This is a genomic window from Micromonospora sp. HB375 (assembly GCF_017872985.1).
GTDB lineage: Bacteria > Actinomycetota > Actinomycetes > Mycobacteriales > Micromonosporaceae > Micromonospora > Micromonospora chalcea.
This window is the reverse complement of the sequence record NZ_JAGGJO010000001.1, coordinates 2,587,327-2,614,128: the sequence shown is the minus strand read 5'-3', so window position 1 is coordinate 2,614,128 and position 26,802 is coordinate 2,587,327. Positions and strand designations below refer to the sequence as shown.

Sequence of the window (26,802 nt, the reverse complement as noted above, 5' to 3'; positions counted from 1 at the left end):
CCGGTGCTGCTCCCGGCCGGCCCGGCGCGGGCGCGGAGGAATCCCCCTCCGGTCCGAGTTCGCCGCCCTGCTGCTTGGCGGTACGCAGATCGTCGATCCAGCCGAGTTCCTCGCCGACGACGGTCGGGTCGAGCTCGGGCTCGGCCCGGCCGCGTCCCCACCGGCGGCCCTTGGCCCGCGGATCGCGCCGCTCGTCGGGGCCGTCCGCCGGCCGCTCCGGACCACGCGCCATCACTACTGACCCCCCTCGGCGGCGTCGCTGCCGCCCTCACTCGCCCCGCTGGCCTGCTCGCCGCCACCCACCCGGGCCCCGTTCACGGCGGCCGGGGCGCCGGCCTCCGCCCGGGTCGCCGGTGCCGGCAGCCCACGGACGATCCGGCGCAGCAGCGGCAGCCGGGTGGCCACCGCCCGCTCCGCGCCGTGCCCACTGGGCTGGTAGTAGTCGGTCCCGACGAGGTCGTCCGGAGCGTACTGCTGGGTGACCACCCCCCGGTGGTCGTCGTGCGGGTAGCGGTAGCCGGCCCCGTGCCCGAGTCCGCGCGCGCCGGAGTAGTGGGCGTCGCGCAGCCCGCGCGGCACCGGGCCGCCACGACCGGCGCGTACGTCGGCGACAGCGGCGCCGATCGCGGCGGTGGCCGAGTTCGACTTCGGCGCGGTGGCCAGGTGGATGACCGCCTGGGCCAGGTTGAGCTGCGCCTCCGGCAGGCCCACGTACTCGACCGCGTGGGCGGCGGCGGTGGCCACCGTCAGCGCGGTGGGATCGGCCATGCCGACGTCCTCGCTGGCGAAGATCACCAGCCGGCGGGCGATGAACCGGGCGTCCTCGCCGGCCACCAGCATCCGGGCCAGCCAGTGCAGCGCCGCGTCCACGTCGGAGCCGCGCATGCTCTTGATGAACGCGCTGGTCACGTCGTAGTGCGCGTCGCCGTCGCGGTCGTAGCGCACCGCCGCCACGTCGACCGCCTGCTCCGCCACGGCCAGGTCGATCCGGCCGGCGCCGAGCGCGGTCGCGGTGGCCGCCGCCGCCTCCAGCGCGGTGAGCGCCTTGCGTACGTCGCCCCCGGCGAGCCGGACCAGGTGGTCCTCCGCCTCCTCGGCCAGCACCAGCGCGCCGCCGAGGCCGCGCTCGTCGGCGACCGCGCGGCGCAGCAGCCCGCGTACGTCGTCGTCGTCGAGGGCCTGAAGGGTGAGCAGCACGCACCGCGACAACAAGGGCGAGATGACCGAGAAGTACGGGTTCTCCGTGGTCGCCGCCAGCAGCGTGACAGTACGGTCCTCGACGGCGGCGAGAAGCGAGTCCTGCTGGGTCTTGCTGAACCGGTGCACCTCGTCGATGAACAGCACCGTCGGCGGGCCGCCGGAACGCCGCTGCCGCCGCGCGGTCTCGATCACCGCGCGGACGTCCTTCACGCCGGCGGTCAGCGCGGACATCGCCACGAACCGCCGGTCGGTGGCCCGGGCCACGAGATGCGCGATCGTGGTCTTGCCGCTGCCCGGCGGCCCCCAGAGGATGACCGACATCGGCGCCGCGCCCTCGACCAGCTGACGCAGCGGCGCGCCCGGTGCGAGCAGGTGCTCCTGCCCGACCAGCTCGTCGATGCCGGCCGGCCGCATCCGCACCGGCAGGGGCGAGTCCGCCCGGGCGTCGGTGAAGCCGTCGGCGCCGCCCGCGCCCGCGGGTGCTCCGGCGGGCTCGCCGAGGGTGAAGAGGGCGTCCGATTCCATCACGAGAACAGTACCGGGCCGGGCCGACGGCGCCGGAATCGCGCCGCCGACCCGACCCGGGTGGTCGTTTCCGGTCAGCCGCGACCCGGCCGCCGGCCCCGGTACCAGCGGCCGCCACCGCCGCCGCGCGGGCCGGAGCCGACGCCGGCCAGGTAGAGCGAGAGCAGCAGGAAGCCGATGAGCATGAGCGTCGAGGTGCTGAACAGATCGGGCGCGCCGAGGTCGGTGTTCATGAAGTCGAGCAGCAGCGCGAAACCGAACACGATGGCCGCGAGAATGGCGAGCATGTCGTTCCTCCGGTGGGGGTTCCCAGCAGGTCGGCGACGGATGTACCCAATCGGTCTGTTCGTCAATCTCCACCCTGGAACAGGAGATGGCCGTCCTCCGATACGGGCTGCGGGTGCTCGTAGGCTGGCGCAATGATCACTGTCGACGAGGCGCTGACCGGGCGCGGGGCGCTGCTCGCCGCGGCCGGCGACCACCCGTACGCCCGGCACGCGCTGCGGGACGACCAGGCCGTACGCGGATGGCGGCACGGCGGCGCGGTCGGGTGGCTGCTCCCGCCGGGCGAGTGGTCGGCCGGCGGGGCGGTCGGCGCCCCCGGCCCGGCGATCGACGTCTTCGCCGCCCACCGGGCGGACGGGACGCTGCGAGCCGGTCAGTCGATCAACCTGCCCCACGCCGACCCGGACGAGGTGGCCGCGCGGCTGCCGGTGGCCCGGCTGATCGAGTGGGACTTCCTCTGGACCACCGCGCCGCCGCCGCACCAGCCGGAGCAGGAGCGGGTGGAGCGGCTCACCGCTGCCGACCACCCCGCCCTGACCGCGCTGATCGAGGAGGCGTTTCCGAGCACCACCTCCCGGCCGGGCGAGCCGGGCATCGTCGACTGGTACGGGATCCGCGACGGGGACCGCCTGCTCGCCTGCGGCGCGGATCGCAGCCGCGCCGACATCGGCTTCCTGGCCGGGTTGACCGTCGCGCCCGGGCTTCGCGGCCGGGGGCTGGGCGCGGCGCTGACCGCCGGCATGACTGACGCCCTGTTCGCCCGGTACGACACGGTGGCGCTGGGCGTCTACCCGGACAACCTGGGCGCGATCCGGCTCTACCGGCGGCTCGGCTTCACCGCCACCGAACGCCGCACCTCGATCAAGCTGGCCTGACGCTGCCGGCACCCGGCCAGGGCTGCGATCGGAAGTGGGCGCGTCGAACCGGTGAGTGGAACGTCATGGGTGTCAAACGGGAGCCGAGACACCCATGACGTTCCACCCGCGGGGCGGTGACCCGCACGGCGATGCCGGGAACGTTGCTGCCGACAACGCCGGCACCACTCGGCCGCCGCCGGGCGACGCCCGCCGTCGGGACGCCGGGACGCCGGGACGGCCCAACCACTGCCGGGCGACGCCCGCAGGACTCAGTCGCGGCCGGGTGACGCCGGCACGACCACCGGCCCGGGCCCGCCAGTGACGGCAGCCGCGTCCGCGCCGACGGCGGCGCCACGGTCCGCCGCGTCGAGGGGCGGCTCGGACGCCAGGCCGGCGTGGCCGGGGCCGCCGCCCGTCACCTCCGGCGTCACGTCGACCGCCGAGGGGGTACGGCGGGCGGCGCGCCAGGCCGGCAGGTAGAGCGGCGCGGCCACGGCGAGCACCACCCCGCCGACGATCATGGCGGTGCTGACGCTCGTGGCGTCGGCCAGCGCGGTGAGCGTGACCGCGCCGAGCGCGCCGGCCGGCTGGCCGGCCATCGAGTTGAGCGACAGCACGCTGGTGCGGTACGGCCCGTCGACCTGCCGGTGCAGCAGTCCCATGTGCAGCGGGTTCGACGCGCCGTGCACGGTGTAGCAGGCCAGGTACGCGATGAGGATGCCGACCGGCCCGGCCAGCAGGCCCATGCCGACCACTGTGACGCCCTGGAGGATCCGCATCAGCGCGGCGGCCGGGGCGGCGCCGAGGCGGCGCAGCAGGAACGGGGTGAGCGCGGCGCCGGCGGCGTTCGCGAGCCAGGCCGCCGTACCGGCGGGGCCGAGCAGCGCCGCGGCGCGGGCCGGGTCGTCGAGCACCTCGGCGAGGCGTACCGGCAGCAGCGACTCGAAGGTGACCATGCCGAAGCCCCAGAACAGCTCGACGGCGACCAGGGCCGCCAGCACCCGGTTTCGGCGCAGCAGCCCGACGGCCTGCCCGACCATCCGGGGCGCGTCGACCACGGAGGCGCGCAGCGCGGCCGGGCCGGACGCGGGCCGCCGCTCGGCCATCAGCGCGAGCAGCGCCACGATGGACACGGCCTGGAGCACGGCGGCGACGATCACCGGCAGCGCGAGGGCGCTGACCGGGCCGACCGGGCCGAGCGCGACGAGGCCGCCGCTGAGCAGGGCGCCGGCGCCGATGGCGACACCGATCACGGTGCCGGCCCAGCCGAGGCCGCGTTCGTACTCGGCTTTCGGGTCGGCGGCGAGCGTGGCGTCGACGTACCAGGATTCCATCGGGCCGCTGTCGAGCGCCCGGTAGACGCCCTGCAGCGCCCAGACCAGGAAGAACATCCAGAACGAGTCGGCCACCGCCATCAGCGCCAGCGAGCCGAGGCCGATGGCCCAGGCGGCGACCAGCACGGGTTTGCGGCCGAGCGCGTCGGCGAAGCCGCCGGTGGGCAGTTCCAGCGCCAGCACGACGAGGCCCTGCGCGGTGGCGACCAGGCCGATCTGGGACAGCGTGAGGCCGCGCTCCTGCATCAGCAGGACCATCACGGGCATGAGCAGGCCGCTCGGTAGCCAGCGCAGGCCGTACAGCGTGAGGTAGCGGATCCGGATCTGGCGTACGGACAGCGCGGTCACGGCTTCTCCTCGGCGGGTGGCGGGGTGGACCGGGGGAACGCCGCGTCCATCGGGAGGGCGGCGAGGTAGAGCTGCACCGTCTCGGCGTCGGGGTCGTCCGGGTCGGTCTCGTCGCGGTGCCGCTCGAAGACCGCGAAGACCTCCTCCTGGATCGCCTTGAGGCGGTCCACCGGAATCCGCATGAAGAAGTCGCCCATGCCGAACGCGTCACGCCAGGCCGGCGACCACCGGTGCCGCTGGGCGAACCAGCGTTCGGCGTGCCCGGCGAAGAAGCGGACGTAGTCCGCCTCGACCCACTCGATGGCCGCCCGCGAGTCGGGGTCGTCGTCGAAGTCGCTGGACTCCCAGCTGGTGACGTCGTGCGCGGCCCGCCAGTAGCGCTGCCGGCCGGTGCCGAGGCTCGGGTCCTCGACCACGAGGCCGACCTCGGCGAGTTGGCGCAGGTGGTAACTGGTCGCGCCGCTGTTGGTGCCGAGCGCCTCGGCGAGGGTGGTGGCGGTGGCCGGGCCCACCACGCGCAGCGCCCCGATCAGCCGCATGCGCAGCGGCTGGGCCAGCGCGCGGACCTGACGGTGGTCGATGCGTACGGTGCGCTTCTTCTCCTCCATGAGATGCACAATATCTGTGCACACTTTCCATGCACAAGATGCTTGCAAAGAATCTGTGCAACTAGCCGTACAGCTCGGTGATCCCCCGCAGCCGGGTCCGCAGCAGGCCCGCGGCGCGGGTGGAGTCCAGCACCACCTCGCCCGGTCGGCGCAGCCCGGCGGCGGCGATCGTGGTCGTCCGCAGCCCGCCCGTATCCACCCCGTCGTGCCGGGCCACCAGCAGCCCCAGCTCGGCGCGGCTCACCGCGTCCGGCCCGGCCACGTTCAGCAGCCCGGCATAGTCGCCCGGCACCAGCTCCAGCACCGCGCCGGCGAGGTCGGCGACGTGCACCGGGCAGCGCAGCTCGTCGGTGAACAGCGTGGCCCGCCCCGCGAGCGCCTCCCGGCAGAGCTGGATCTGCTTGCTGCCCTCCCCCACGATCAGCGAGGTACGCACCAGCGCCGCGCCCGGATCGACCGCCCGCACCGCCGTCTCCGCCGCCGCCTTCGCCGCCCCGTACGCGTGCAGCGGCGTGGGCACGTCCTCGTCCGCGTACGGCGCAGGCCGCCCGGCGTGCAGCGCGTCGCTGGACAGGTGCACCAGCCGGGCGCCCACCTCGGCGGCGGCTACCGCGATGTGGGCCGCCCCGTCCGCCGTGACCGCCCAGTCGTCGTACCGGTAGGGGGTGGCGACGACCGCGTCGGGGCGTACCCGGGTCAGCAGCTCCCGCACGGCGGCGCGGTCGGTCACGTCGAGCCGGTGCGGCGCGACGCCGGGCACCGCGACGGCGGCGCGGTGGTACGTGCCGGCGACCCGGTGCCCGGCGGCGACCGCCTGCCGGCACACCTCGGCGCCGAGGAAGCCGCTGGCTCCCACCACGAGCAGGTTCATGTCGTCTCCCCCGAAGATCGAAAAAGGCCCGCGTCATCATGACGCGGGCCAGTTCCGGAAAGCGAGGATCAGACGGGGTCGGCCACCGGGGCGGCCGGGCCGGCGGTGCCGGCGTGCGCACCGGCCGGGGCCTTCGGCTTGGCGTCGATGCCGGCCTCGGCGCGCTGCTGCCCGGTGATCGGGGTGGGCGCGCCGGTCAGCGGGTCGAAGCCGCCGCGGGTCTTCGGGAACGCGATGACCTCGCGGATCGAGTCGGCGCCGGCCAGCAGCATGCAGACCCGGTCCCAGCCGAACGCGATGCCGCCGTGCGGCGGGGCGCCGTACTTGAACGCCTCCAGCAGGAAGCCGAACTTGTCCTGCGCCTCGTCGGCGGTGATGCCGAGCAGGTCGAACACCCGCTGCTGCACGTCGCCGCGATGGATACGGATCGAGCCGCCGCCGATCTCGTTGCCGTTGCAGACGATGTCGTACGCGTACGCCAGCGCCCGGTCCGGCGCGTCCTCGAACCGGTCCACCCACTCGGCGTTCGGCGAGGTGAACGGGTGGTGCACGGCGGTCCAGCCGCCCTCGTCGGTGCGTTCGAACATCGGCGCGTCCACGACCCAGCAGAACGCCCAGGCGCTCTCGTCGATCAGGTTCGACCGCTTGGCGATCTCGATCCGGGCCGCGCCGAGCAGCTCCTGCGCCTCGCGGGTGTTCGTGCTCGCGGCGAAGAAGATCGCGTCGCCGGGCTTCGCGCCGACCGCGTCGGCCAGGCCGGACAGGTGCGCCTCGGACAGGTTCTTCGCCACCGGGCCGCGCGGCTCGCCGGTCTCGGCGTCCAGCACCACGTACGCCAGGCCGCGCGCGCCGCGCGCCTTGGCCCAGTCCTGCCAGCCGTCCAGCTCCTTGCGGGTCTGCGCCGCGCCGCCGGGCATGACCACAGCGCCCACGTAGCCGCCCGCGTCGATCGCGCCGGCGAACACCCGGAACTCGGTGCCGCGCAGGTACTCGGTCAGCTCGGTCAGCTCCACGCCGTAACGCAGGTCCGGCTTGTCCGAGCCGTAGCGGGACATGGCGTCGTGCCAGGTGATGCGTGGGATCGGCCGGGCGATCTCGTAGCCGGCGAGGTCCTTCCACAGCGCCGAGACGATCGCCTCGCCGAGGTCGATCACGTCGTCCTCGGTGACGAACGACATCTCGATGTCGAGCTGGGTGAACTCCGGCTGCCGGTCGGCACGGAAGTCCTCGTCGCGGTAGCAGCGGGCGATCTGGTAGTACCGCTCCATGCCGCCGACCATGAGCAGCTGCTTGAACAGCTGCGGCGACTGCGGCAGCGCGTACCAGCTGCCCGGCTGCAGCCGCACCGGCACCAGGAAGTCGCGCGCGCCCTCCGGGGTGGAGCGGGTGAGCGTCGGCGTCTCGATCTCCAGGAAGTCCCGCTCGTGCAGCACGCCACGGGCGATCTGGTTGGCCCGCGAGCGCAGCCGCATGGCCTTCGCCGGGCCGCCCCGGCGCAGGTCCAGGTAGCGGTACTTGAGCCGGATGTCGTCGCCGGCCTCGATCTGGTCGTCCACCGGCAGCGGCAGCGGCGCGGCCTCGGAGAGCACCTCCAGCGCGGACGCGGTCACCTCGACCTCGCCGGTGGGCAGGTCGGGGTTCTCGTTGCCCTCGGGGCGGCGGGTCACCTCGCCGGTGACCTTGACGCAGAACTCGTTGCGCAGCGCGTGCGCGTCCTCCTCGCGGAAGACCACCTGCACGACACCGGAGGCGTCCCGCAGGTCGACGAAGATGACACCGCCGTGGTCGCGCCGGCGGGCCACCCACCCGGCGAGCGTCACCGTCGAGCCGGCGTCCGCGGCGCGCAGGCTTCCGGCATTGTGGGTACGGATCACGGCTGGCGTCTCCTCAATCTGGTCCACTCACTGCTCCCCCGCATTCTGTCAGGGCGGGCGGGCCCGCTCCCGGGCACCCGTCGAGCCGGTCCGCCCCGGCGGTGGCGAAAGCGCCGTGCGGGCCGGGTCCGGCGGTCTACCGTGGCCGGGTGCGTGCCGTACCGAGCTGGGCCGTCGTCACCGCGGCCGCCGCGCCCGCGCTGCTGGTGGCGGGCTGGACGGTCGCGGGCGCCCGCCAGGGGCCGGGGTACGACCCGGTGCGGGACACGATCAGCGAGCTGGCCGGCGAGGGCGCGACCGATCCGTGGCTGATGGGTGGCGCGCTGGTGCTGCTCGGCTGCTGCTACGCCGCCACCGCCGCCGCGCTGCACGCCGCCGGGCTGCCCAGCCGCTTCCTGCTCGCGGTCGGCGGGGTGGCCACCGTCGCGCTGGTCGCGTTCCCCCGTCCGCAGGTTGGTGGCTCCCCGGCGCACGGCGTGGTCGCGACGGTGGCGGTGCTCGCGTTGTCGCTGTGGCCGGCCGGGACGGCGCTGCGGCTGCCCCGCAGAGTCCCGCGCGAGGTGGCCGCCTCCCCGGCCGGCACGCCGCCGTGGGCGTTCCGCCGGCCGGTGGCGCTGGCCGTGACGGCGGCGCTGCTGGCGTTGTTCGGCTGGTCGGTGGCGGAGGTGACCGGCGGCTCCCGGACCGGGCTGGCCGAGCGGGTGGCAGCGCTCGCGGTGACGCTCTGGCCGCTGGCGGCGGTGCTGTCGGCGCGGCGGGCCCACCGGCACTGGACGGCCCGGCCGTCGGACCCGCCCCGCCCGGACGGGCCGCCGATCGGCCCGGGCCGTCTTGGAGCGGGCGCCTGAGCGGGTACGCGGAACGGGCCGCCGGTCGCCCGGCGGCCCGTTGGATGCGATGCGTGGATCAGAAGACGCTCACGCCGTAGACGCTGAGCGGCTCGGTGACCGGCTGGAAGTAGGTGGTACCGCCGGAGGAGCAGTTGCCGCTGCCGCCGGAGGTGAGGCCCAGGGCGGTGGTGCCGGCGAACAGCGAGCCGCCGCTGTCGCCCGGCTCGGCGCAGACGGTGGTGCGGATGAGACCGGAGACGCTGCCCTCGGCGTAGTTCACGGTCGCGTTGAGCGCGGTCACGCTGCCGCTCTTCACGCCGGTGGTGCTGCCGGAACGGCGGACGGACTGGCCGACGTAGGCGTTGCCGGCCGAGGTGATGTCCTGGGTGCTGCCGTTGTAGAGCGAGACGTTACCGGCCGCGTTGGCCGAGTTGCTGTGCCGGACGATGCCGTAGTCGTTGCCCGGGAAGCTGGTGCCGGTCCGGGTGCCGAGCACGGTGGTACGGCTGGAGTTGGAGTACCAGGTCGAGCCGATGTTGGTGCAGTGCCCGGCGGTGAGGAAGTAGTACGTCGAGCCGCTGCGCACGTTGAAGCCGAGCGAGCAGCGTCCGCCGCCGGCGTAGATGGCCTGGCCGCCGGAGATCCGGGTGCTCAGCACGCCCGCCTCGGCCTCGATGCGGATCGCGCCGTTGTGCCGGGCGGCGGCCGCCTTGACCCGCTCCAGCTTGGCGCCGGTGACGGTGCTGTCGACGGAGACGACGACCTGGTTCGTGGCCGGGTCGGTCCACCAGGCGGTGCCGGGGATCTTGGCGGAGCGCTCCAGCTCGCCGGTGGCGGCGTTCAGCTTGTCCGCGCCGCGCGCCACGATCTTCGGGATGGCGCCGGCGTCGCGCACCTGGCGAGCGGTCGCGGTGTCGGTCACCGTGACGATCATCTTGCCGCTGGCGTCGGCGTACGTGCCGGCCGCGCGGGCGCCGAGCTTCTCGACGAGGGTGGCGGCGGCGTCCGGCGAGAGGGCCGCGGGGGCGGCCTGCGCGGGGGCGCTGAGCAGCGAGCCGGTGACCAGGGTGCCGGCAACGGCGACTGCGGCGGCGCGGCGGAGCGTGGACCTCGTGGGTCGCATGTAACAACCTCCGAATGGGGGTGAACGGGCGCTGTCATGGGGGCGCGCCCGAGGACAACCCGGGCGACCTGGGGAAACCGCCCGGGTGCCCAAAGTATTCACACATTTAAGATCGTAAACAAGACATGGCTTTGCCCGGATTCGCACCAGCGCCCGATGTAACGCCCCAGCAACAACATCGACTCAAGGTGTCAGAGCCGGGGATCGACCCACGTCGACGTGCTGGGGGCAGGCGCGGCGAACGGTCAGGCGCGCGGGGCGGTCAGGCGCGGCGGTGGGCGCCGGGGCCGGGACGGGGCAGCACGTCGCGCGCCTCGGCGATCTCGTGCCCCTCGGCGCAGCGCAGCTCGACCCGGACCTCGGCGCCACAGTCACGATGCGCCACGCTCAGCGGGGAGCCCTCCGGGTCGGCCAGGTAACGGTCACCCCAGCCGAGCACGGCGACGAGCACCGGCCACAGGTCCAGCCCCATCTCGGTGAGCCGGTACTCGTGACGCGGCCGGCTGCCCGGCTCCCGGTACGGCTCGCGACGCAGCACCCCGCGCTCGACGAGCATGGCGAGCCGGTTGGTCAGCACCTGGCGCGGGATGCCGGTACGCACCCGCATGTCGTCGAAGCGGCGTACGCCGTTGAAGACCTCGCGCAGCACGACCAGGGTCCACCGCTCGCCGAGGACCTCCATGGCGCGCGCGATGGTGCAGTTCTCCACCGACCAGTCCAGTGCCGCGGGTCTCATCCGACCAGGCTAGGTCTGATTGACAGACTCAGCAACGCGCTGCCAGGCTGAGTCCATGACGCAGACGCAGGAACGCTCGCGCACGTTCACCTGGTCCGACCCGGCCGCCGGGGCCGCCCACCTGGGCCGGCGCAGCGGCCTGGAACTGATGCGGGCGATGATCGCCGGCGAGCTGGCCGCCCCGCCGATCATGCACCTGATCGACATGTCCCGGATGGAGGCCGAAGAGGGGCGCGTCGCGGTCGAGCTGCTGCCGCAGGAGTTCCACTACAACCCGCTCGGCACGGTGCACGGCGGCGTCCTCTCCACGCTGCTGGACACCGCCGCGGCCTGCGCCGTGCACACCACGCTGCCGCCCGGGGTCGGCTACACGTCGCTCGACCTCAACGTGAAGTTCCTGCGCCCGGTAACAGTCGACACCGGCACGCTGCGCTGCGAGGGCACTGTGCTCCAGCGGGGCCGCCGCACCGCCCTGGCCGAGGCCCGCCTCACCGACCCCGCCGACCGCCTGGTGGCCCACGCCACCTCAACCTGCCTGATCTTCCCCCTCCCCTGACCACCGCACCCCGCGCCCCCGCCGCGCCCGGCGATCTTGCGGTTGCGGCCCCCGCAGCGCCGGTTTCGCGGCATTCGCGGGGGCCGTGAGTGCAAGATCGCGCGGGAGAGAGGGGGGCGGGGTCAGCGGGTTGCGGCCAGGCGGGCTGCTCGGGCTGCGCGCTTCTCCTCGAAGCGGGACGCCTGGGTCTCCAGCATGTCCAGGTGGGCGGCGATCTGGTCGCGGGCGGCCTCGCCGTCGGCGTTCAGGCCGGTCACGTCGAACAGGTTCCACTGACGCAGCACCGGCATCACCACCTCGTCACGGTGCTGGCGCAGGTCGTAGATGCCGGCCAGCGCGATCGCCACCGACTTGCGGGCGAAGCCGTCGATGCCCACGCCCGGCATCTGGAAGTTGGCCAGCACGTCGGCGACCGCCCGCATGGCCTGCGACGGGGCCAGCTCGAACGCCGCGCCGAGCAGGTTGCGGTAGAAGACCATGTGCAGGTTCTCGTCCGCCGCCACCCGGGCCAGCAGCGCCTCGCACGTCGGGTCGCCGGTGGCCCGGCCGGTGTTGCGGTGCGAGATGCGGGTCGCCAGCTCCTGGAACGACACGTACGCCAGCGAGTGCAGCATCTCCTGGTCGTGGACGTTCTGGTAGCCCGCCGACATGTGCACCATGCGGGCCCGCTCCAGCGCCACCGGGTCCACCGCCCGGGTCACCGTCAGGTAGTCGCGGATCGCCGTGCCGTGCCGCCCCTCCTCGGCGGTCCACCGGTGCACCCAGGTGCCCCACGCGCCGTCGCGCCCGAACAGGGTGGCGATCTCGTGGTGGTACGAGGGCAGGTTGTCCTCGGTGAGCAGGTTGACGATCAGCGCCGTCCGGGCCACGTCGGGCAGCGTCGAGTCCTCCGGCGACCAGGCCTCGCCGCCCAGCGGGCCGTCGAAGGTGCGGCCCTCGCTCCACGGCACGTACTCGTGCGGGAACCACTCCTTGGCCAGCGACAGGTGGCGGTCGAGGTTCTTCTCGACCACCGGCTCGAGTTCGGTGAGCAGAGCGGTCTGGCTGAGCACGGTCACGACGTTCTCCCTACGGTGGCGTAACTTACGCCACCGTAGGTCCAAACGCCTTCAGACGCCAGTGCCGGCCGGGCCGACCAGCGGCTTCAGGTCCGCCCGGGGCGGCGTCCACTCGCCCGCCGAAGCGGCCACCTGCTCACCGGAACGGATGTCCTTGACCTCGTCGCCGTCCGCGCCGGGGAACCAGACGTACGGGATGCCGCGCCGCTCGGCGTACCGGATCTGCTTGCCGAACTTGGCCGCCGACGGGGACACCTCGGTCGGCACACCGCGCGACCGCAGCGCCGCCGCGACCGCGTCACTGGCCGCCCGGTCCTCCTCGGCGGTGACCGCCACCAGCACACAGGTCGGCACCGAACGGGACACCGACAGCGCCTCGGCGCCGAAGAGCAGGCCGAGCAGCCGGGTCACCCCGATCGAGATGCCCACCCCGGGGAACCGGACGTTGCCGGAACTGGCCAGGTTGTCGTACCGGCCGCCGGAGCAGATCGACCCGAACCGCTCGTAGCCGATCATCTGCGTCTCGTAGACCGTACCCGTGTAGTAGTCCAGGCCCCGCGCGATGCGCAGGTCGGCCACGCAGAGGCCGGGCGCGTGCGCGGCGGCGGTCTCCACCACGGCGGCCAGCTCCGCGACGCCCTCGTCCAGCAGCGGATCGCTCACCCCGAGGCCGCGCACCGCGTCGGCGAAGGAGGCGTCCGGCGCGGAGATCTCGGCCAGCGACAGCACGGCCTTGGCCTGCGCCTCACTCGCCCCGGCGGTGCTCGCCAGCAGCTCCGTCACCCCGGCCGGGCCGATCTTGTCGAGCTTGTCCACGGCGCGCAGCGCCGCCTCCGTGTCGGTCAGCCCGATGCCCCGGTAGAAGCCCTCGCAGATCTTGCGGTTGTTGACCTGGATACGCACCGGCGGGATCGGCAGCGACCGCAGCGCGTCACCGATGACCAGCGGCATCTCCGCCTCGTAGTGCGCCGGCAGCGTGTCCCGGTCGACGATGTCGATGTCGGCCTGGAGGAACTCCCGGTAGCGGCCCTCCTGCGGGCGCTCACCCCGCCACACCTTCTGGATCTGGTAGCGGCGGAACGGGAACTGCAGCTTGCCGGCGTTCTCCAGCACGTAGCGGGCGAACGGCACGGTCAGGTCGAAGTGCAGGCCGAGCGCGTCGTCACCGGCCGGCCCGTCGGCGTCGGCCTGCAACCGGCGCAGCAGGTACACCTCCTTGGAGGTCTCCCCCTTGCGCAGGAGCTGGTCCAGCGGCTCCACCGAGCGGGTCTCCAGCGGCGCGAAGCCGTACAGCTCGAACGTGGCGCGGATCCGGTCGAGCACGAACTGCTCGATCATCCGCTGCGCCGGCGTCCACTCGGGGAAGCCGGAAATGGGCGTGGGCTTGCTCATCACGAACTCCTTGAGAACCCGCGCGGGCGCGGGTGAGGGTCTAGAGGCCTCGGGTGGGCGCGGCCGGGCGCGCGCCGCCGGTGCCCGCCACCTCGACGAGGTACGGGTTGGTCGCGCGCTCGCGGCCGATAGTGGTCGCGGGGCCGTGGCCGGGCAGGACGACTGTGTCGTCGGCCAGCGGGAGCACCTTGTCCCGCAGGCTGGACAGCATCCGGGGCATGCTGCCGCCCGGCAGGTCGGTACGGCCGATCGAGCCGGCGAACAGCACGTCACCGGAGAGGCAGATCTGCTCCGCCTCCCAGGGCGAGCCGGCGCCGGGCAACCGGAACAGCACCGACCCGCCGGTATGGCCGGGGGCGTGGTCGACGGTGATCTCCAACCCGGCCAGCGACAGCGTCGCGCCGTCGGTCAGCTCGGCCACGTCGTCCGGCTCGGCGTACGGCAGCCGGCCGCCGAACAGCTGGGTCAGGTCCATCGACAGCGCCTTGCTCGGGTCGGCCAGCAGCTCCCGGTCGTCCGGGTGGACGTAGGCGGGGATGCCCCGCGCGCCGCAGACCGGGGCGACGGAGAACGTGTGGTCCAGGTGGCCGTGGGTGAGCAGCACGGCGGCCGGGTGCAGGCGATGCTCGGCGAGCACGGCGTCGAGCCGGTCGAGCACCCCGATGCCGGGGTCGACCACCACGCACTGCTCCCCCGGAGCGGTCGCCACCACGTAGCAGTTGGTGCCGAAGGCGTCCGCGGGAAAGCCGGCCACGAGCACGTCGCTCCCCTTTCCGTCCGGTCGTCGTCTGCTTGCAGCCTAGTCGTAGCGGCGAGCGAGTTCCGCCCGCCACCGGGCCCGTCCGCCCCGGCCGGGCTGAGATGACGGGACCTCGTACACGACATTCACAGTCGCTACCCGTACACTCTGGCGGGCGTGTGGCGTGGCGCACCCCGACCGGAACGGCGGCCGGCGCCCGGCGCCGGCGGCGATTCAGGCAGAGGAAGGGGAGCGCACGTGGCTTCCAGCAGGGACCGGCAGCGCAAACTGGCGCGGGCCAAGCTCGACCGGCAGCTCGCCCGGCGGGCGGCGGCCGCGAAGCGCCGCCGGCAGATCCGGGCCGGTGTGGGCGCCGCGGTGGTGCTCGTGCTGATCGTGGCCGGTTCCGCCTGGGCGCTCGGCGCGTTCGACTCGGAGCCGGAGAAGCAGGCCGCCGAGGACGTCTGCCTCTGGACCGCGCAGGACGGCGCCGTCAACACCAACCTCAAGGACGTCGGCGAGCCGCCCACCACGGGCCTGCCCACCTCGGGCACCCGGCCGATGACGATCACCACCAACCAGGGTGGCCCGATCACCGTCGAGCTGGACCAGACCGACGCGCCGTGCGGCGCGGCGAGCCTGAGCTACCTGGCCGGCCGCTCGTTCTTCGACAACACCACGTGCCACGAGATCACCGCCGAGGGCGCGCTGCGCTGCGGCGACCCGACCGGCACCGGGCTCGGCGGACCGACCTACTCGTTCTTCGACGAGAACCTGCCGGCCGCGCCGGAGCCCAGCCCGTCGGCCTCCCCGGCCCCGGGGCAGCCGGCGACGTACCCGAAGGGCACGGTCGCCATGATCGGCACCCCGCCGGGTAGCAACGGCAGCCAGTTCCTGATCTTCTTCAAGGACGCCAGCCCGGAGAAGCCGGCCTACTCCGTGGTCGGCAAGGTCACCGGCGGGCTCGACGTGGTGGAGAAGATCGGCGCCATGCCGACGGAGGACAATGGCAACGGCGCCAAGGTCAAGCCCAAGACGCAGATCCTGGTGCAGAGCGTCACCGTCGGCGAGCCGGGCGCGGCTCCGGCCGACAGTCCCGCGCCCTCGCCGAGCGCCAGCGCGGGCTGACCGACCCAGAGCCGGCGGCAGCCCGCCGGCTCACCCACACGTGACCGGCGGCGCGCGCGCCGACCCCAAACGCAGCAGGTGAGGAGTGACCGTGACGTCCACCAGAGACCGCCAGCGCGCGGCGGCGCGGGCCAAGCTCGAGCGGGAGATGGCGGAGCGCGCCGGCAAGGCCCGCAAGCGCCGGCAGACCCAGGCGATCGTCGGCGCCGCGGCCGTGCTGGTGCTCGTCGTTGCCGGCACGGTGTGGCTGGCCACCTCGCTCGGCGGCGACGACGACGAGCAGACGGGCGGCACGACCACTGCCGACGCCGTGCAGTGCGCGTACACGGAGGTGCCCAAGGAGGGCCGGCCGCCGCAGATCAAGGACGTCGGGCTGCCGCCGACCCAGCAGGCCGGCAAGGGCTCCCAGACGATGACCATCGACACCAACCTGGGCCCGATCACCGCCAAGATCGACCGTGCCGCCGTGCCCTGCACCGCGGGCAGCTTCACGCACCTCGCCAGCAAGGGCTTCTTCGACAACACCAAGTGCCACCGCCTGGTGACCGAGGGCATCAAGGTGCTCCAGTGCGGCGACCCGAGCGCCACCGGCAAGGGCTGGCGGGACACCGACGGCACCGGCGGGCCCAGCTACAACCTGGCCGAGGAGAACCTCCCCACCAACAAGCGCCCGCCGTACCCGGAGGGTGTCATCGCGATGGCCAACTCCGGGCAGCCGGGCAGCACCGGCAGCCAGTTCTTCATCGTGTACGGCGACTCGCCGCTCGACCCGAACTACACGGTGCTGGGCACCATCACCGGTGGCATGGACGTGGTGAAGCAGGTCGCCGCGGCCGGTGACGACGGCGCGTTCGCCAAGCAGGCCGGCGGTGGTCACCCGAAGAAGGAGATCACCATGACCAAGGTGACGATGAGCCCGGTCGAGGGCGGCTGACCGCACCGGTACGACGACGAAGCGCCCGCCGGCTGATCGCAGCCGGCGGGCGCTTTCGCGTACGTGGTGGCTCAGGCCCCGGAGGTGACCCGGTACGCGTCGAACACGCCGTCGACCTTGCGGACCGCGGCCAGCAGGTGGCCCAGGTGCTTCGGGTCGGCCATCTCGAAGCTGAACCGGCTCACCGCCACCCGGTCCCGCGTGGTGGTGACGGTCGCGGAGAGGATGTTCACCCGCTCCTCGGACAGCACCCGGGTCACGTCGGCGAGCAGCTTGTGCCGATCCAGCGCCTCGACCTGGATGGCGACCAGGAACGTGGACGCCGAGGTGAGCTTCCAGCTGACCTCGACCACCCGCTCGGGCTGGGCGCGCAGGTCCTCGGCGTTGGCGCAGTCGTCCCGGTGCACGCTGACCCCGCCGGAGCGGGTGACGAAACCGAACACCGAGTCCGGCGGCACCGGCGTGCAGCAGCGGGCCAGCTTGATCCAGACGTCGCTGACGCCGCGGACCACCACGCCGGGGTCGGCGCTGCTCTGCCGGCTGCGCGGCGGCCGGGTGGCGACGGCGGTCTCGGCGATGTCCTCCGCCGCGCCCTCCTCGCCGCCGTAGGAGGCCATCAGCTTCTGCACGACCGACTGCGCGGAGACCTGGCTGTCGCCGACCGCCGCGTACAGCGAGGCCACGTCGGCGAGGTGCAGGTCCCGCGCGATCGCCATCAGCGCGTCCGAGGTGAGCATCCGCTGCAGCGGCATGCCCTGCTTGCGCATCGCCTTGACGATCGCGTCCTTGCCGGCCTCGATCGCCTCCTCGCGCCGCTCCTTGTTGAAGTACTGGCGGATCTTCGTACGCGCGCGCGGGCTCTTCACGAAGCCGAGCCAGTCCTGGGTGGGGCCGGCCGTGTCGGACTTCGACGTGAAGATCTCGATCACGTCGCCGTTGGAGAGCGTCGACTCCAGCGGCACCAGCTTGCCGTTCACCCGCGCGCCGATGCACTTGTGCCCGACCTCGGTGTGCACCGCGTACGCGAAGTCCACCGGCGTCGACCCGGTCGGCAGCGGGATGACGTCGCCCTTGGGGGTGAAGACGTACACCTCCTGGCTGGACAGGTCGAACCGCAGCGCGTCCAGGAACTCGCTCGGGTCCGCCGCCTCGCGCTGCCAGTCCAGCAGCTGCCGCAGCCAGGTCATCTCGTCGATGTGCGCCGGCGGGCCCACCACCGGCGTGCCCTTGTGCTCCTTGTACTTCCAGTGCGCGGCGATGCCGAACTCGGCCGTGCGGTGCATCGCGTACGTGCGGATCTGCATCTCCACCGGCTTGCCGGTGGGCCCGATGACAGTCGTGTGCAGCGACTGGTACATGTTGAACTTGGGCATGGCGATGTAGTCCTTGAACCGGCCCGGCACCGGCTGCCAGTTGGCGTGGATGACTCCCAGCGCCGCGTAGCAGTCGCGCACCGTGTCGACCAGGATCCGCACACCCACCAGGTCGTAGATGTCGTTGAAGTCGCGCCCCCGCACGATCATCTTCTGGTAGATCGAGTAGAGGTGCTTGGGCCGCCCGGTCGTCTCCGCCTTGATCTTGGCGGCCTTCAGGTCGGTGGACACCTTCTGGGTCACCTGGCGCAGCAGCGCCTCGCGCTGCGGCTGGTGCTCCCCGATCAGCCGGTTGATCTCCTCGAACCGCTTCGGGAACAGCGTGCCGAAGGCGAGATCCTCCAGCTCCCACTTGATCGTGTTCATACCGAGGCGGTGCGCCAGCGGCGCCAGGATCTCCAGCGTCTCCTTGGCCTTCTGCTCCTGCTTGGGGCGCGGCAGGAAGGTCAGGGTCCGCATGTTGTGCAGCCGGTCGGCCAGCTTGATCACCAGGACCCGGGGGTCCTTCGCCATCGCGACGACCATCTTGCGGATGGTCTCGGCCTTGGCCGCGTCGCCGAGCTTGACCTTGTCGAGCTTGGTGACGCCGTCGACGAGCAGCGCGACCTCGCCGCCGAAGTCGGCGCGCATCGCGTCGAGCGTGTATTCGGTGTCCTCGATGGTGTCGTGCAGCAGCGCCGCGACCAGCGTGGTGGTGTCCATGCCCAGGTTCGCCAGGATGGTCGCCACCGCGAGCGGGTGCGTGATGTAGGGGTCGCCGGACTTGCGGTACTGCCCCGAATGCCACCGCGCGGCCGTGTCGAAGGCGCGCTGCAGCAGCCGCGCGTCGGCCTTGGGGTGGTTCTCCCGGTGCGTCGCGATCAGCGGCTCCAGCACCTCACTGACCTGCGATGTCTGCCAGGGCGCGTTGAACCGGGCCAGCCGGGCGCGTACCCGCCGGCCGGTGGGCGCGTTGGAGAGCGCGAACCCGCCGCTGGTCGCCGCGTCGGCGGCAGCCTCGGTCGGGAACGGCACCACGACCGCCCCGCCGTCGGCCGTCGCGTCGGGCGCGCCGCCGGTGGCGCCGGTCGCCCGGGCCTGCGGGTTGCCGCTGCGCTCGGTCACCGAGCCGTCCGCGTCGCCTGTCGGGTGCACCGTGCCCTCCACCGGAGGGACGACATCGTGGGACACCGGCCTCCTCACCGCTCGCCGGGATGCGCCGGCCGTTCGGCCGACGTCTGGTTCAACCGGCCCGGGGGCCGGTGTTGTTCCGCGCGGTCACCGGGGCCGGGCCCCGGCGCCTTCGCCGCCCCGGACACCTCGGCCGGGTCGGGCAAAGCGCAATGCTACCCGTACGCAGGGTACGCCACCGCTCCCCCGGACGGTCGGCGCCGACCGGCCCGACGGCCGGGGCCGGGTCAAACGGTCAACAGGGCGTGGACCGGACGCGGCGCGAGCCGCTTGCGGCCTTCCAGGAAGCCCAGCTCCAGCAGCACGGTGAACCCGGTCACCGTGCCACCGGCCCGCTCCACCAGGTCCAGCGTCGCCTCGGCGGTGCCGCCGGTGGCGAGCACGTCGTCGAGCACCAGCACGCGGTGGCCGGCGGTGAAGGCGTCCTGGTGCACCTCCAGCGTCGCCTCGCCGTACTCCAGCGCGTAGGAGGCGGAGTGCGTGGCCCGGGGCAGCTTGCCGGCCTTGCGCACCGGCACCACGCCGACCCCGGTGGCGTACGCGACGGCCGCGGCGAGCACGAACCCACGCGCCTCGATACCGGCGACGGCGTCGAACGAGTCGCGCCCGTGGTACGCGATGATGCCGTCGATCACCTCACGGAACGCCGTACCGTCGGCGAACAGCGGCATCAGGTCCTTGAACACGACACCCGGCTTGGGGAAGTCCGGCACGTCCAGCAACCGGCTGGCGACGAGCTGGGCGACCTCCGGGCCGCTGTCTCCGCGTACGCCCGTGGTGTGGGTCTCCGTCACAGTGCGTCCCATGTCCTCTCGAAACGACGACGGCGTCCGTCATGCCGTGACATCAGCATGACGGACGCCGTCGTCGCGACTACGTCCGGGCCCGTGGTTCAGCGGCGCTTGCCGCCGGGCCGGTTGCCGCCACCCCCGGCGGGCCGCCCGCCGCGGGCGCCGCTGGGACGCTTGCCGGCCGGGCGGGCGCCGACCTTGGGGGCGGCGCCGGCGAGCGCGGCGGCCTCCGGGTCGATCGGCGCGTCGGCGTCGGCAGCCGGGGCGGCGCGCGAGGCGCCCTTCGGCGTGATCTCGCCCCGGGCCAGCGCGGCCCGGCGCGACAGCACCCGCTTGTTGTGCGCGCTGATCCGCGGGTCCATGTTCTTCAGCAGCACCAACAGCGGGGTGGCCAGCACGATCGAGGTCAGGAACGCCACCGCCATACCGACGAACAGCACCAGGCCGAGGTCCTTCAGCGTGCCCGCGCCGAGCAGGCCGGCGCCGATGAAGAGCAGGCCGCCGACCGGCAGCAGCGCCACCACCGAGGTGTTCAGCGACCGCATGAGGCTCTGGTTGAGCGCCAGGTTGGACGCCTCGCCGTAGGTGACGTTGTTGTTCGCGGTGATGCCGCGTGTGTTCTCCTGCACCTTGTCGAAGACCACCACCACGTCGTAGAGCGCGAAGCCCAGGATCGTGAGGAAGCCGATGATCGTCGACGGGGTGACCTCGAAGCCGACCAGCGAGTAGATGCCGGCGGTGAGGACCAGGTTGGTCAGCAGCGAGGTGATCGCCGCGACCGCCATCCGCCACTCGAAGCGCAGCACCAGGTAGATCGACACCACCGCGATGAAGATCAGCAGACCGAGGAAGGCGCGGGAGGTGACCTGGCTGCCCCACGCCTCGGAGACCTGGCTGCCGCTGATCTGGTCGGCCTGGATGCCGAACTCCTCCGCCATCGCGGCCTTGGCCGCGTTGGCCTGCTCGGCGCTGAGCTGCCCGGTGCGCATCTCGTAGAACTCGCCGCTGGTGCTGCCGACCTTCTGCGCGCTCACCACCTCGACGCCGGGCGCCTCGTCGGCCAGCACTTCGTCGACGGTCTGCTCGGCCCGGTCCAGCGTGCCGACGCTGGCCGGCACCTGGAACGTGTTGCCGCCGGCGAACTCGATGCCGAGCTTGAAGCCGCTGATCGCGAAGCTGAGCACCGCGATCAGGACGAGGACGCCCGCCACGCCGAACCACAGGTTGCGGCGGCCGACGATGTTGAGATCCGCCTCGCCCCGGTAGAGCCGGGCGGCCAGACCGTTCTTAGCCATCTCAGGCCTCCTTGACACGCGGGTTGCGGGCGGTGCCCGACTCGGCCGACCGGGCCGGCAGAGCCCGGCCCAGACCGCTGACCCGCGGCGACAGGAACGCCCGGGTGCGGGCGAACATCGTCATGATCGGGTGGCGGAAGAGGAACACGACGACCAGGTCGAGCACTGTCGCCAGGCCGAGCGCGAAGGCGAAGCCCTTCACCGCGCCGACCGACACGATGTAGAGCACCACCGCCGACATCAGCGTGATCGCGTTCGCCGAGATGATCGTCCGGCGGGCCCGGATCCAGGCGCGCGGCACCGCGCTGCGTGGGCTGCGGCCCTCCCGGATCTCGTCCTTCAATCGTTCGAAGTAGATGACGAACGAGTCCGCCGCGACGCCCAGTGAGACGATCATGCCGGCGATGCCGGCGAGCGTGAGCGTGAAGCCGATCGAACGGCCGAGCACCACGAGCGCGCCGAAGACCAGCAGCGCGGAGAGCACCAGGCTCAGGAAGATGACCGAGCCGAGCAGCCGGTAGTAGAAGAACGAGTAGATGATGACCAGCAGCATGCCGATGCCGGCGGCCAGCAGACCCGCCTTGAGGTGGCTGTCGCCGAGCGTCGCGGTGACGTTCTGCTGCTCCTGCGGCTCGAACGTGACCGGCAGCGCGCCGTAGCGGAGCTGGCTGGCGAGCGCGTTCGCGGTCTTGTTGTCGAAGCTGCCGGTGATCTGCGAGTCACCGGTCAGCACGCCCTGGATCTCCGGGGACGAGACGATCTCGTTGTCCAGGACCACGGCGACCCGGCACTTGCCGTCCTGACCGAGCGCGGTCTGGTCGCAGGCCTGGCCCTCGTTGTTGAACGCCTCGCGGGTCAGCGCGGTCCACTTCTCCTGGCCCTTGCCGGTGAAGTTGAGGCTGACCACCCAGGAGCTGGTCTGGTCGAGCTGGGCGGAGGCGTTCTTGACGTCGGTGCCGAGCACCTTCGCCACGTCGAGGAGGTATTTCGCGCCGGACTCGCAGGCGACCGCCTTCTGCTTCTCGTCCTTGATCGAGGCGGCCGGGCGCTTGTCGAGCTGGGCGCAGGTGATGGTCGGGACGTTGAACTGCATCTCGACCGGCAGGACCGCGACCTCCTGCGGAGTGAGCGTGCCGAACGGCTTGAGCTTGTCGGCGAGCGTCGGGTCGGTGGTGAGGTCGGCCGGGGCCTGCAGGCCCGAGGCGGCGGCCCAGGCGGCCGCGCCGACCTTCTGCTCGACGGCCTTGCGCTGCTGCTCGATGCTCTGCGGCACCGGCTCGGCGCTGGCGCTGGCGCTGGGGGACGCGGCGCTCGGCGAGGCCGACGGGGTGGCCGAGGCGCTGGCGCTCGGGTTCGGGGCCATGCCGCCCTGTCCGCCGGCGCTCGGCGACCCGCTGACCTTGGGGCTCGTGGTCGCCTGCGGCGACGCGCTGCCCGACGGCGCCGGGCTGGCGGTACCGGACGGAGCGACGCTCGGGGTCGGCGCGGGCGCGGCGGCGGCGCCGCTGCCGTCGGTGGCCTTGAGGACCTTGCGGAAGCGCAGCTCGGCGGCGCTGCCCACGTCGGTCAGGTCCCGGTTCTGGCCGGGCAGGGAGATGACGATGTTGCGGTTGCCCTCGGTGACCACCTCGGCCTCGGCCACGCCGTAGGCGTTGACCCGGCTCTCGATGATCTGGCGCGCCTCCTCGAGGTTGCCGGCGGTCGGCGGCTTGCCGTCCACGGTGTTTGTGGCCTCGAGCGTCAGCCGGGTGCCGCCGACGAGGTCCAGGCCGAGCCGGGGCTCCAGCCGGTCCTTCCAGCCACCGCTGGCGCCGCCCGAGAAGAACACCAAAAGATAGAGGACGACGAAGATGAGCCCGAGCACGGCGAGCTGCCGTCCGGGCCGCATCTGTCCCTGAGGTGGTGCCACGGCTGTCCTGTCTCCCTGTACGGTCGCGCCGCTTCCGCGGCGGCGACAACTGTCGGGCCGGGGGTGTCCGCCCGACTGCTCCGGCGGATCGGCACCGGCCGACGGCACGCCGACCGGGGCACGGCGCGGGGGCGCCGCACGGCCTGGCCGGGTGCCGGCGCCGGGCGCCGACCCCAACTATCCACTTGTACCGATGATTCCGCTGCCCCGTCCGGGGCGGCAGTCACTCCTTGACCGGCTCGGCTTCCTCGCTGATCGTCTCGGCGGCCGGCGCCTCGGCGCGCTTGATCACGCGGGCCACGGCGGGGCGGGCATACCGGGTCTGCACCCCCGGGGCCACCTCCAGCAGGACGGTCTCGTCCTCGACCGCGGTGACAGTGCCGTGCAGGCCGCCGATGGTGACCACCTCGTCGCCCGGGGCCAGGGCGGACTGCATCTGCTCGGCCTCGCGGCGGCGCTTCTGCTGCGGTCGGATCATCATGAAGTACATGACGACGAAGAGCAGAGCGATCATCAGGATCGGCGTCAGACCGCCGGCTCCCCCGCCACTCGCTGCTGCGTAAAGCACGGTGTAGACCTTCCGGTTGGCCTCCGTCCCGGCGCCGGAGGGCGCCGCAGCGGAAGCGGATTTTCACGTCCTGTACAAACCGCGGCGAAGTCTAGTCCCTGCTCCTGAGAAGACCGAATGCGGCACAGATCACGAACGGATCACGGCTGGTCGGTCTGTACCGAGAAGAGATCGGGCCCCGAAGAGGTATCCGCACCAAATGTACCATTCGGCGGGTTGCGGCCCAGATGCCGCCAAGCGGCCTCCGTCGCCACCCGCCCCCGCGGCGTACGCGCCAGCAGGCCGGCCCGCACCAGGAACGGCTCGCAGACCTCCTCGACCGTGTCCGGCTGCTCCCCCACCGCGACCGCCAGCGTGGACAGGCCCACCGGGCCGCCCCGGAACGAGTCGACGAGCGCGGTCAGCACCGCCCGGTCGAGCCGGTCCAGGCCGAGCGCGTCCACGTCGTAGACGGTCAGCGCGGCCCGGGCGGTCTCCAGCGTGACCACGCCGTCGGCCCGCACCTCGGCGTAGTCGCGCACCCGGCGCAGCAGCCGGTTGGCGATACGCGGGGTGCCGCGGGACCGGCCGGCGATCTCCGCCGCGCCGTCAGCGGTGATCGGCACGCCGAGGATCCGGGCCGACCGGTGCAGCAGCGTCTCCAGGTCGGCCGGGGCGTAGAAGTCGAGGTGCGCGACGAAGCCGAAGCGGTCGCGCATCGGCCCGGTCAGCAGGCCGGACCGGGTGGTGGCGCCGACCAGCGTGAACGGCTCCACGTCGAGTGGGATGGCCGTCGCGCCCGGGCCCTTGCCGACCACCACGTCGACGCGGAAGTCCTCCATGGCGCTGTAGAGCAGTTCCTCGGCCGGCTTGGCGATCCGGTGGATCTCGTCGATGAACAGCACGTCGCCCTCGGCGAGGCTGGTCAGGATCGCGGCCAGGTCGCCGGAGCGCTCGATGGCCGGGCCGCTGGTCACCCGGATCCCCGCGCCCAGCTCGGCGGCGACGATGTTGGCCAGGCTGGTCTTGCCCAGGCCGGGCGGACCGGACAGCAGGATGTGGTCCGGCGGCGAGCCACGCCGCATCGCGCCCTGCAGCAGCAGGTCGAGCTGGTCCCGGACGCGGTCCTGGGCGATGAACTCGGCCAGCCGCTTCGGCCGGACGCTCGCCTCCGCGTCCCGCTCGGCGTCGTCGACGTACGCCGAGACCAGGTTCTCCCCGCTCATCGGGTCCGGCCCAGGAGGCGGATCGCCTGCTTGAGCAGGACCGGCACCGGCGGCGTCTCACCGTCCACGGTCTCCGCCACCGCGGCCACCGCCTGCTCGGCCTGGGCGGCCGTCCAGCCCAGCCCGACGAGGGCCTGGCGGACCTGCTCCGGCCAGGCGCCGGCGGTCACCCCGGCCGCGCCGTCGGCGCCCACCGGCACCGGGCCGATCCGGTCGCGCAACTCCAGCACCAGCCGCTCGGCGCCCTTCTTGCCGATGCCCGGCACCCGGGTCAGCGCCGCGGTGTCGGCGTTGGCGATGGCCTTGCGGACCGCATCCGGCGTGTGCACGGCGAGCACCGCCTGGGCCAGCCGGGGACCGACCCCGCTGGCGGTCTGGAGCAGCTCGAACAGCTGCTTGGCGTCGTCGTCGGCGAAGCCGTAGAGGGTGAGCGAGTCCTCCCGGACGACCAGGCTGGTCGCCAGCCGGGCCGGCTGGCCCACGCGCAGCTCGGCGATCGTGCCGGGGGCGCACTGCACGGCCAGGCCGATGCCGCCCACCTCCACCACCGCGTGATCCGGGCCGGTGGCGGTCACCGTGCCGCGTACGCTCGCGATCATCGCGTCCCTCCTCGTCGGGCCCGCTGCGCGGCCTCGGCCAGCTTGGACCGGGTGCCGCCGCGCCACACGTGACAGATGGCCAGCGCCAGCGCGTCGGCGGCGTCGGCCGGTTTCGGCGGCTCGGGCAGCCGCAGCAGCCGGGTGACCATCGCCGTCATCTGCGCCTTGTCGGCCTGGCCGGAGCCGGTCACCGCCGCCTTCACCTCGCTCGGCGTGTACGTCGTCACCGGCAGCCCGGCCCGGGCCCCGGCGAGCACCGCGACGCCGCTGGCCTGCGCGGTGCCCATCACGGTGCGGACGTTGTGCTGGCTGAACACGCGCTCCACGGCGACCGCGTCCGGGCGGTGCTCGGCGACCAGGTCGGTGAGCGAGCGGTCCAGGTGCAGCAGGCGCAGCGGCAGGTCGTCGGCCGGGTCGGTGTAGACCACGTAGTAGGCCACGAGCGTGCAGGGGCGGCCCGGCACGCCCTCGACCACGCCGACCCCGCACCGGGTCAGCCCCGGGTCGACGCCCAGCACGCGCACGCCGCCTCCTCCCCGAGCCGCCAGCAGTACGTGTGTTCGACACACCCTACTGGTGCCCGCCGACGGCGGGTCGGCCGGACACGCCGGGCGCGGCCGGTGACGCGGCGCACCACACACCCGGGCGGTGGAGTATGTGTCGCCGCCCCATGTGCCAGGGGGCACCCGGCTCGTACGTTCATGCGCCATGACGGCAGAACCCGTGGTGGTCCCCCACGTCGTACACGTCGACCTGACCGGCCGTACCGCGCTGGTCACCGGCGGCGGCAGCGGCATCGGACGCGCCTGCGCCCTGCGCCTGGCGGCGGCCGGCGCGACAGTGGTGGTGCTGGACCGCGACGAGGCGGCGGCCGGGGCGGTGGCCGCCGAGGCCGGTGGCCGGGCGGTCGGGATCGACCTCGCCGACCCGGCGGCGGTGGACCGCCTCGACGTCGACGCCGACATCGTGGTCAACAACGCCGGCCTGCAGCACGTCTCGCCGGTGCAGGACTTCCCGGTCGAGCGCTTCGAGTACATCCAGCGGGTGATGGTCGAGGCGCCGTTCCTGCTCGTGCGCCGGGCGCTGCCCCGGATGTACGCGAACGGCTGGGGCCGGATCGTCAACATCTCCTCGGTGCACGGGCTGCGCGCCTCGCCGTTCAAGGCCGCGTACGTCTCGGCCAAGCACGCGCTGGAGGGCCTGTCCAAGGTGGTCGCGCTGGAGGGCGCCGCGCACGGCGTCACCGCCAACTGCATCAACCCGGCGTACGTGCGGACCGCGCTGGTGGAGAGCCAGATCGCCGACCAGGCGGCCACGCACGGCATCGGCGAGGACGAGGTGGTCGAGAAGATCATGCTGGCCCGGGCGGCGATCAAGCGGCTGATCGAGCCGGAGGAGGTGGCCGAGCTGCTGGCGTACCTGTGCTCCCCGCCGGCCGCGTTCCTCACCGGCGCCTCGATCGCCCTCGACGGGGGCTGGACGGCGAACTAGTGG

The 26,802-nt window shown here is 73.1% G+C and carries 25 protein-coding genes; 6 read left to right on the top strand and 19 right to left on the bottom strand.

The window, feature by feature from the left end; all coding sequences use genetic code 11:
* Positions 1-234 precede the first annotated feature (234 nt).
* Positions 235-1,725, bottom strand: a complete 1,491-nt coding sequence (locus J3R08_RS12170; protein ID WP_104115173.1) for a replication-associated recombination protein A — start codon at positions 1,723-1,725, stop codon at positions 235-237.
* A gap of 74 nt (positions 1,726-1,799) precedes the next feature.
* Positions 1,800-2,012 (bottom strand): hypothetical protein, encoded by a 213-nt coding sequence (locus J3R08_RS12165; RefSeq protein ID WP_018785054.1) that lies wholly within the window; start codon positions 2,010-2,012, stop codon positions 1,800-1,802.
* 132 nt (positions 2,013-2,144) lie between these two features.
* Between J3R08_RS12165 and J3R08_RS12160 the strand changes: the two genes are divergently transcribed.
* Positions 2,145-2,885 (top strand): GNAT family N-acetyltransferase, encoded by a 741-nt coding sequence (locus J3R08_RS12160; protein ID WP_209961160.1) that lies wholly within the window; start codon positions 2,145-2,147, stop codon positions 2,883-2,885.
* Positions 2,886-3,136: 251 nt separating this feature from the next.
* Here the strand turns inward: J3R08_RS12160 and J3R08_RS12155 are convergent, their stop codons facing one another.
* The 4 genes from J3R08_RS12155 to aspS all read right to left on the bottom strand — a co-directional run bounded on the left by J3R08_RS12155 (position 3,137) and on the right by aspS (position 7,902).
* Positions 3,137-4,549: an MFS transporter gene (locus J3R08_RS12155; RefSeq protein ID WP_064448518.1), complete on the bottom strand. Its 1,413-nt coding sequence runs from the start codon at positions 4,547-4,549 to the stop codon at positions 3,137-3,139.
* Positions 4,546-5,157, bottom strand: a complete 612-nt coding sequence (locus J3R08_RS12150; protein ID WP_166456338.1) for a helix-turn-helix transcriptional regulator — start codon at positions 5,155-5,157, stop codon at positions 4,546-4,548. Before J3R08_RS12150 ends, J3R08_RS12155 begins: the two co-directional genes overlap by 4 nt.
* 61 nt (positions 5,158-5,218) lie before the next feature.
* The gene (locus tag J3R08_RS12145) at positions 5,219-6,028 is read right to left on the bottom strand and encodes a sugar nucleotide-binding protein (protein WP_113973148.1); all 810 of its coding nucleotides are present in this window, start codon (positions 6,026-6,028) and stop codon (positions 5,219-5,221) included.
* Between the two features lie 68 nt (positions 6,029-6,096).
* Entirely contained in the window at positions 6,097-7,902 is a 1,806-nt protein-coding gene (gene aspS / locus J3R08_RS12140) for an aspartate--tRNA ligase (protein ID WP_209964178.1), read from the bottom strand.
* A 149-nt stretch (positions 7,903-8,051) separates the two neighbouring features.
* On the opposite strand from aspS, the gene J3R08_RS12135 reads away from it, so the two are divergent.
* The gene (locus tag J3R08_RS12135) at positions 8,052-8,750 is read left to right on the top strand and encodes a DUF998 domain-containing protein (protein WP_069087702.1); all 699 of its coding nucleotides are present in this window, start codon (positions 8,052-8,054) and stop codon (positions 8,748-8,750) included.
* Between the two features lie 58 nt (positions 8,751-8,808).
* Here the strand turns inward: J3R08_RS12135 and J3R08_RS12130 are convergent, their stop codons facing one another.
* Both J3R08_RS12130 and J3R08_RS12125 read right to left on the bottom strand, forming a co-directional pair.
* Complete coding sequence (locus J3R08_RS12130) at positions 8,809-9,855, bottom strand: S1 family peptidase (protein WP_209961158.1); 1,047 nt, start codon at positions 9,853-9,855, stop codon at positions 8,809-8,811.
* A 262-nt stretch (positions 9,856-10,117) separates the two neighbouring features.
* The gene (locus J3R08_RS12125) at positions 10,118-10,591 is read right to left on the bottom strand and encodes a helix-turn-helix domain-containing protein (protein WP_209961157.1); all 474 of its coding nucleotides are present in this window, start codon (positions 10,589-10,591) and stop codon (positions 10,118-10,120) included.
* Between the two features lie 55 nt (positions 10,592-10,646).
* On the opposite strand from J3R08_RS12125, the gene J3R08_RS12120 reads away from it, so the two are divergent.
* Positions 10,647-11,147, top strand: coding sequence for a PaaI family thioesterase (locus J3R08_RS12120; RefSeq protein ID WP_064448524.1), 501 nt, complete (start codon positions 10,647-10,649; stop codon positions 11,145-11,147).
* 122 nt (positions 11,148-11,269) lie between these two features.
* On the opposite strand, the gene J3R08_RS12115 is transcribed toward J3R08_RS12120, so the two are convergent.
* Genes J3R08_RS12115 through J3R08_RS12105 form a run of 3 tightly spaced genes read right to left on the bottom strand, consistent with a single transcriptional unit; the run spans position 11,270 to position 14,357 of the window.
* Positions 11,270-12,205 carry an acyl-ACP desaturase gene (locus tag J3R08_RS12115; RefSeq protein ID WP_043324971.1) on the bottom strand — a complete coding sequence of 312 codons (936 nt, stop codon included), beginning with the start codon at positions 12,203-12,205 and terminating at the stop codon, positions 11,270-11,272.
* Positions 12,206-12,256: 51 nt separating this feature from the next.
* Positions 12,257-13,597, bottom strand: coding sequence for a histidine--tRNA ligase (gene hisS / locus J3R08_RS12110; protein WP_113973154.1), 1,341 nt, complete (start codon positions 13,595-13,597; stop codon positions 12,257-12,259).
* Between the two features lie 40 nt (positions 13,598-13,637).
* A complete protein-coding gene (locus J3R08_RS12105; protein ID WP_030502528.1) occupies positions 13,638-14,357 on the bottom strand; it encodes an MBL fold metallo-hydrolase in 720 nt (239 codons plus the stop codon).
* A 237-nt stretch (positions 14,358-14,594) separates the two neighbouring features.
* Between J3R08_RS12105 and J3R08_RS12100 the strand changes: the two genes are divergently transcribed.
* Both J3R08_RS12100 and J3R08_RS12095 read left to right on the top strand, forming a co-directional pair.
* The gene (locus J3R08_RS12100) at positions 14,595-15,464 is read left to right on the top strand and encodes a peptidylprolyl isomerase (protein WP_104115185.1); all 870 of its coding nucleotides are present in this window, start codon (positions 14,595-14,597) and stop codon (positions 15,462-15,464) included.
* A 91-nt stretch (positions 15,465-15,555) separates the two neighbouring features.
* Positions 15,556-16,398, top strand: coding sequence for a peptidylprolyl isomerase (locus tag J3R08_RS12095; RefSeq protein WP_043330340.1), 843 nt, complete (start codon positions 15,556-15,558; stop codon positions 16,396-16,398).
* Positions 16,399-16,469: 71 nt separating this feature from the next.
* Here the strand turns inward: J3R08_RS12095 and J3R08_RS12090 are convergent, their stop codons facing one another.
* The 8 genes from J3R08_RS12090 to ruvC form a co-directional block, all read right to left on the bottom strand.
* Positions 16,470-18,941 (bottom strand): bifunctional (p)ppGpp synthetase/guanosine-3',5'-bis(diphosphate) 3'-pyrophosphohydrolase, encoded by a 2,472-nt coding sequence (locus J3R08_RS12090; protein ID WP_043324973.1) that lies wholly within the window; start codon positions 18,939-18,941, stop codon positions 16,470-16,472.
* A gap of 227 nt (positions 18,942-19,168) precedes the next feature.
* A complete protein-coding gene (locus tag J3R08_RS12085) occupies positions 19,169-19,735 on the bottom strand; it encodes an adenine phosphoribosyltransferase (RefSeq protein ID WP_043324974.1) in 567 nt (188 codons plus the stop codon).
* Between the two features lie 98 nt (positions 19,736-19,833).
* Positions 19,834-21,027 carry a protein translocase subunit SecF gene (secF, locus tag J3R08_RS12080; RefSeq protein ID WP_043324975.1) on the bottom strand — a complete coding sequence of 398 codons (1,194 nt, stop codon included), beginning with the start codon at positions 21,025-21,027 and terminating at the stop codon, positions 19,834-19,836.
* A gap of 1 nt (position 21,028) precedes the next feature.
* Positions 21,029-22,936 carry a protein translocase subunit SecD gene (gene secD / locus J3R08_RS12075; RefSeq protein ID WP_176722758.1) on the bottom strand — a complete coding sequence of 636 codons (1,908 nt, stop codon included), beginning with the start codon at positions 22,934-22,936 and terminating at the stop codon, positions 21,029-21,031.
* Positions 22,937-23,159: 223 nt separating this feature from the next.
* On the bottom strand, positions 23,160-23,504 hold the full coding sequence (gene yajC, locus J3R08_RS12070) for a preprotein translocase subunit YajC (protein ID WP_036343450.1): 345 nt from the start codon (positions 23,502-23,504) through the stop codon (positions 23,160-23,162).
* Positions 23,505-23,644: 140 nt separating this feature from the next.
* Positions 23,645-24,709 (bottom strand): Holliday junction branch migration DNA helicase RuvB, encoded by a 1,065-nt coding sequence (gene ruvB / locus J3R08_RS12065; protein ID WP_064448528.1) that lies wholly within the window; start codon positions 24,707-24,709, stop codon positions 23,645-23,647.
* Positions 24,706-25,308 (bottom strand): Holliday junction branch migration protein RuvA, encoded by a 603-nt coding sequence (gene ruvA, locus J3R08_RS12060; RefSeq protein WP_043324978.1) that lies wholly within the window; start codon positions 25,306-25,308, stop codon positions 24,706-24,708. Before ruvA ends, ruvB begins: the two co-directional genes overlap by 4 nt.
* Complete coding sequence (gene ruvC / locus J3R08_RS12055; RefSeq protein WP_030502538.1) at positions 25,305-25,832, bottom strand: crossover junction endodeoxyribonuclease RuvC; 528 nt, start codon at positions 25,830-25,832, stop codon at positions 25,305-25,307. The genes ruvA and ruvC overlap by 4 nt, the downstream gene beginning before the upstream one ends.
* A gap of 184 nt (positions 25,833-26,016) precedes the next feature.
* Here ruvC and J3R08_RS12050 point away from each other — a divergent pair, with 184 nt between their 5' ends.
* On the top strand, positions 26,017-26,799 hold the full coding sequence (locus J3R08_RS12050; protein ID WP_030502539.1) for a 3-hydroxybutyrate dehydrogenase: 783 nt from the start codon (positions 26,017-26,019) through the stop codon (positions 26,797-26,799).
* Positions 26,800-26,802: the final 3 nt, after the last annotated feature.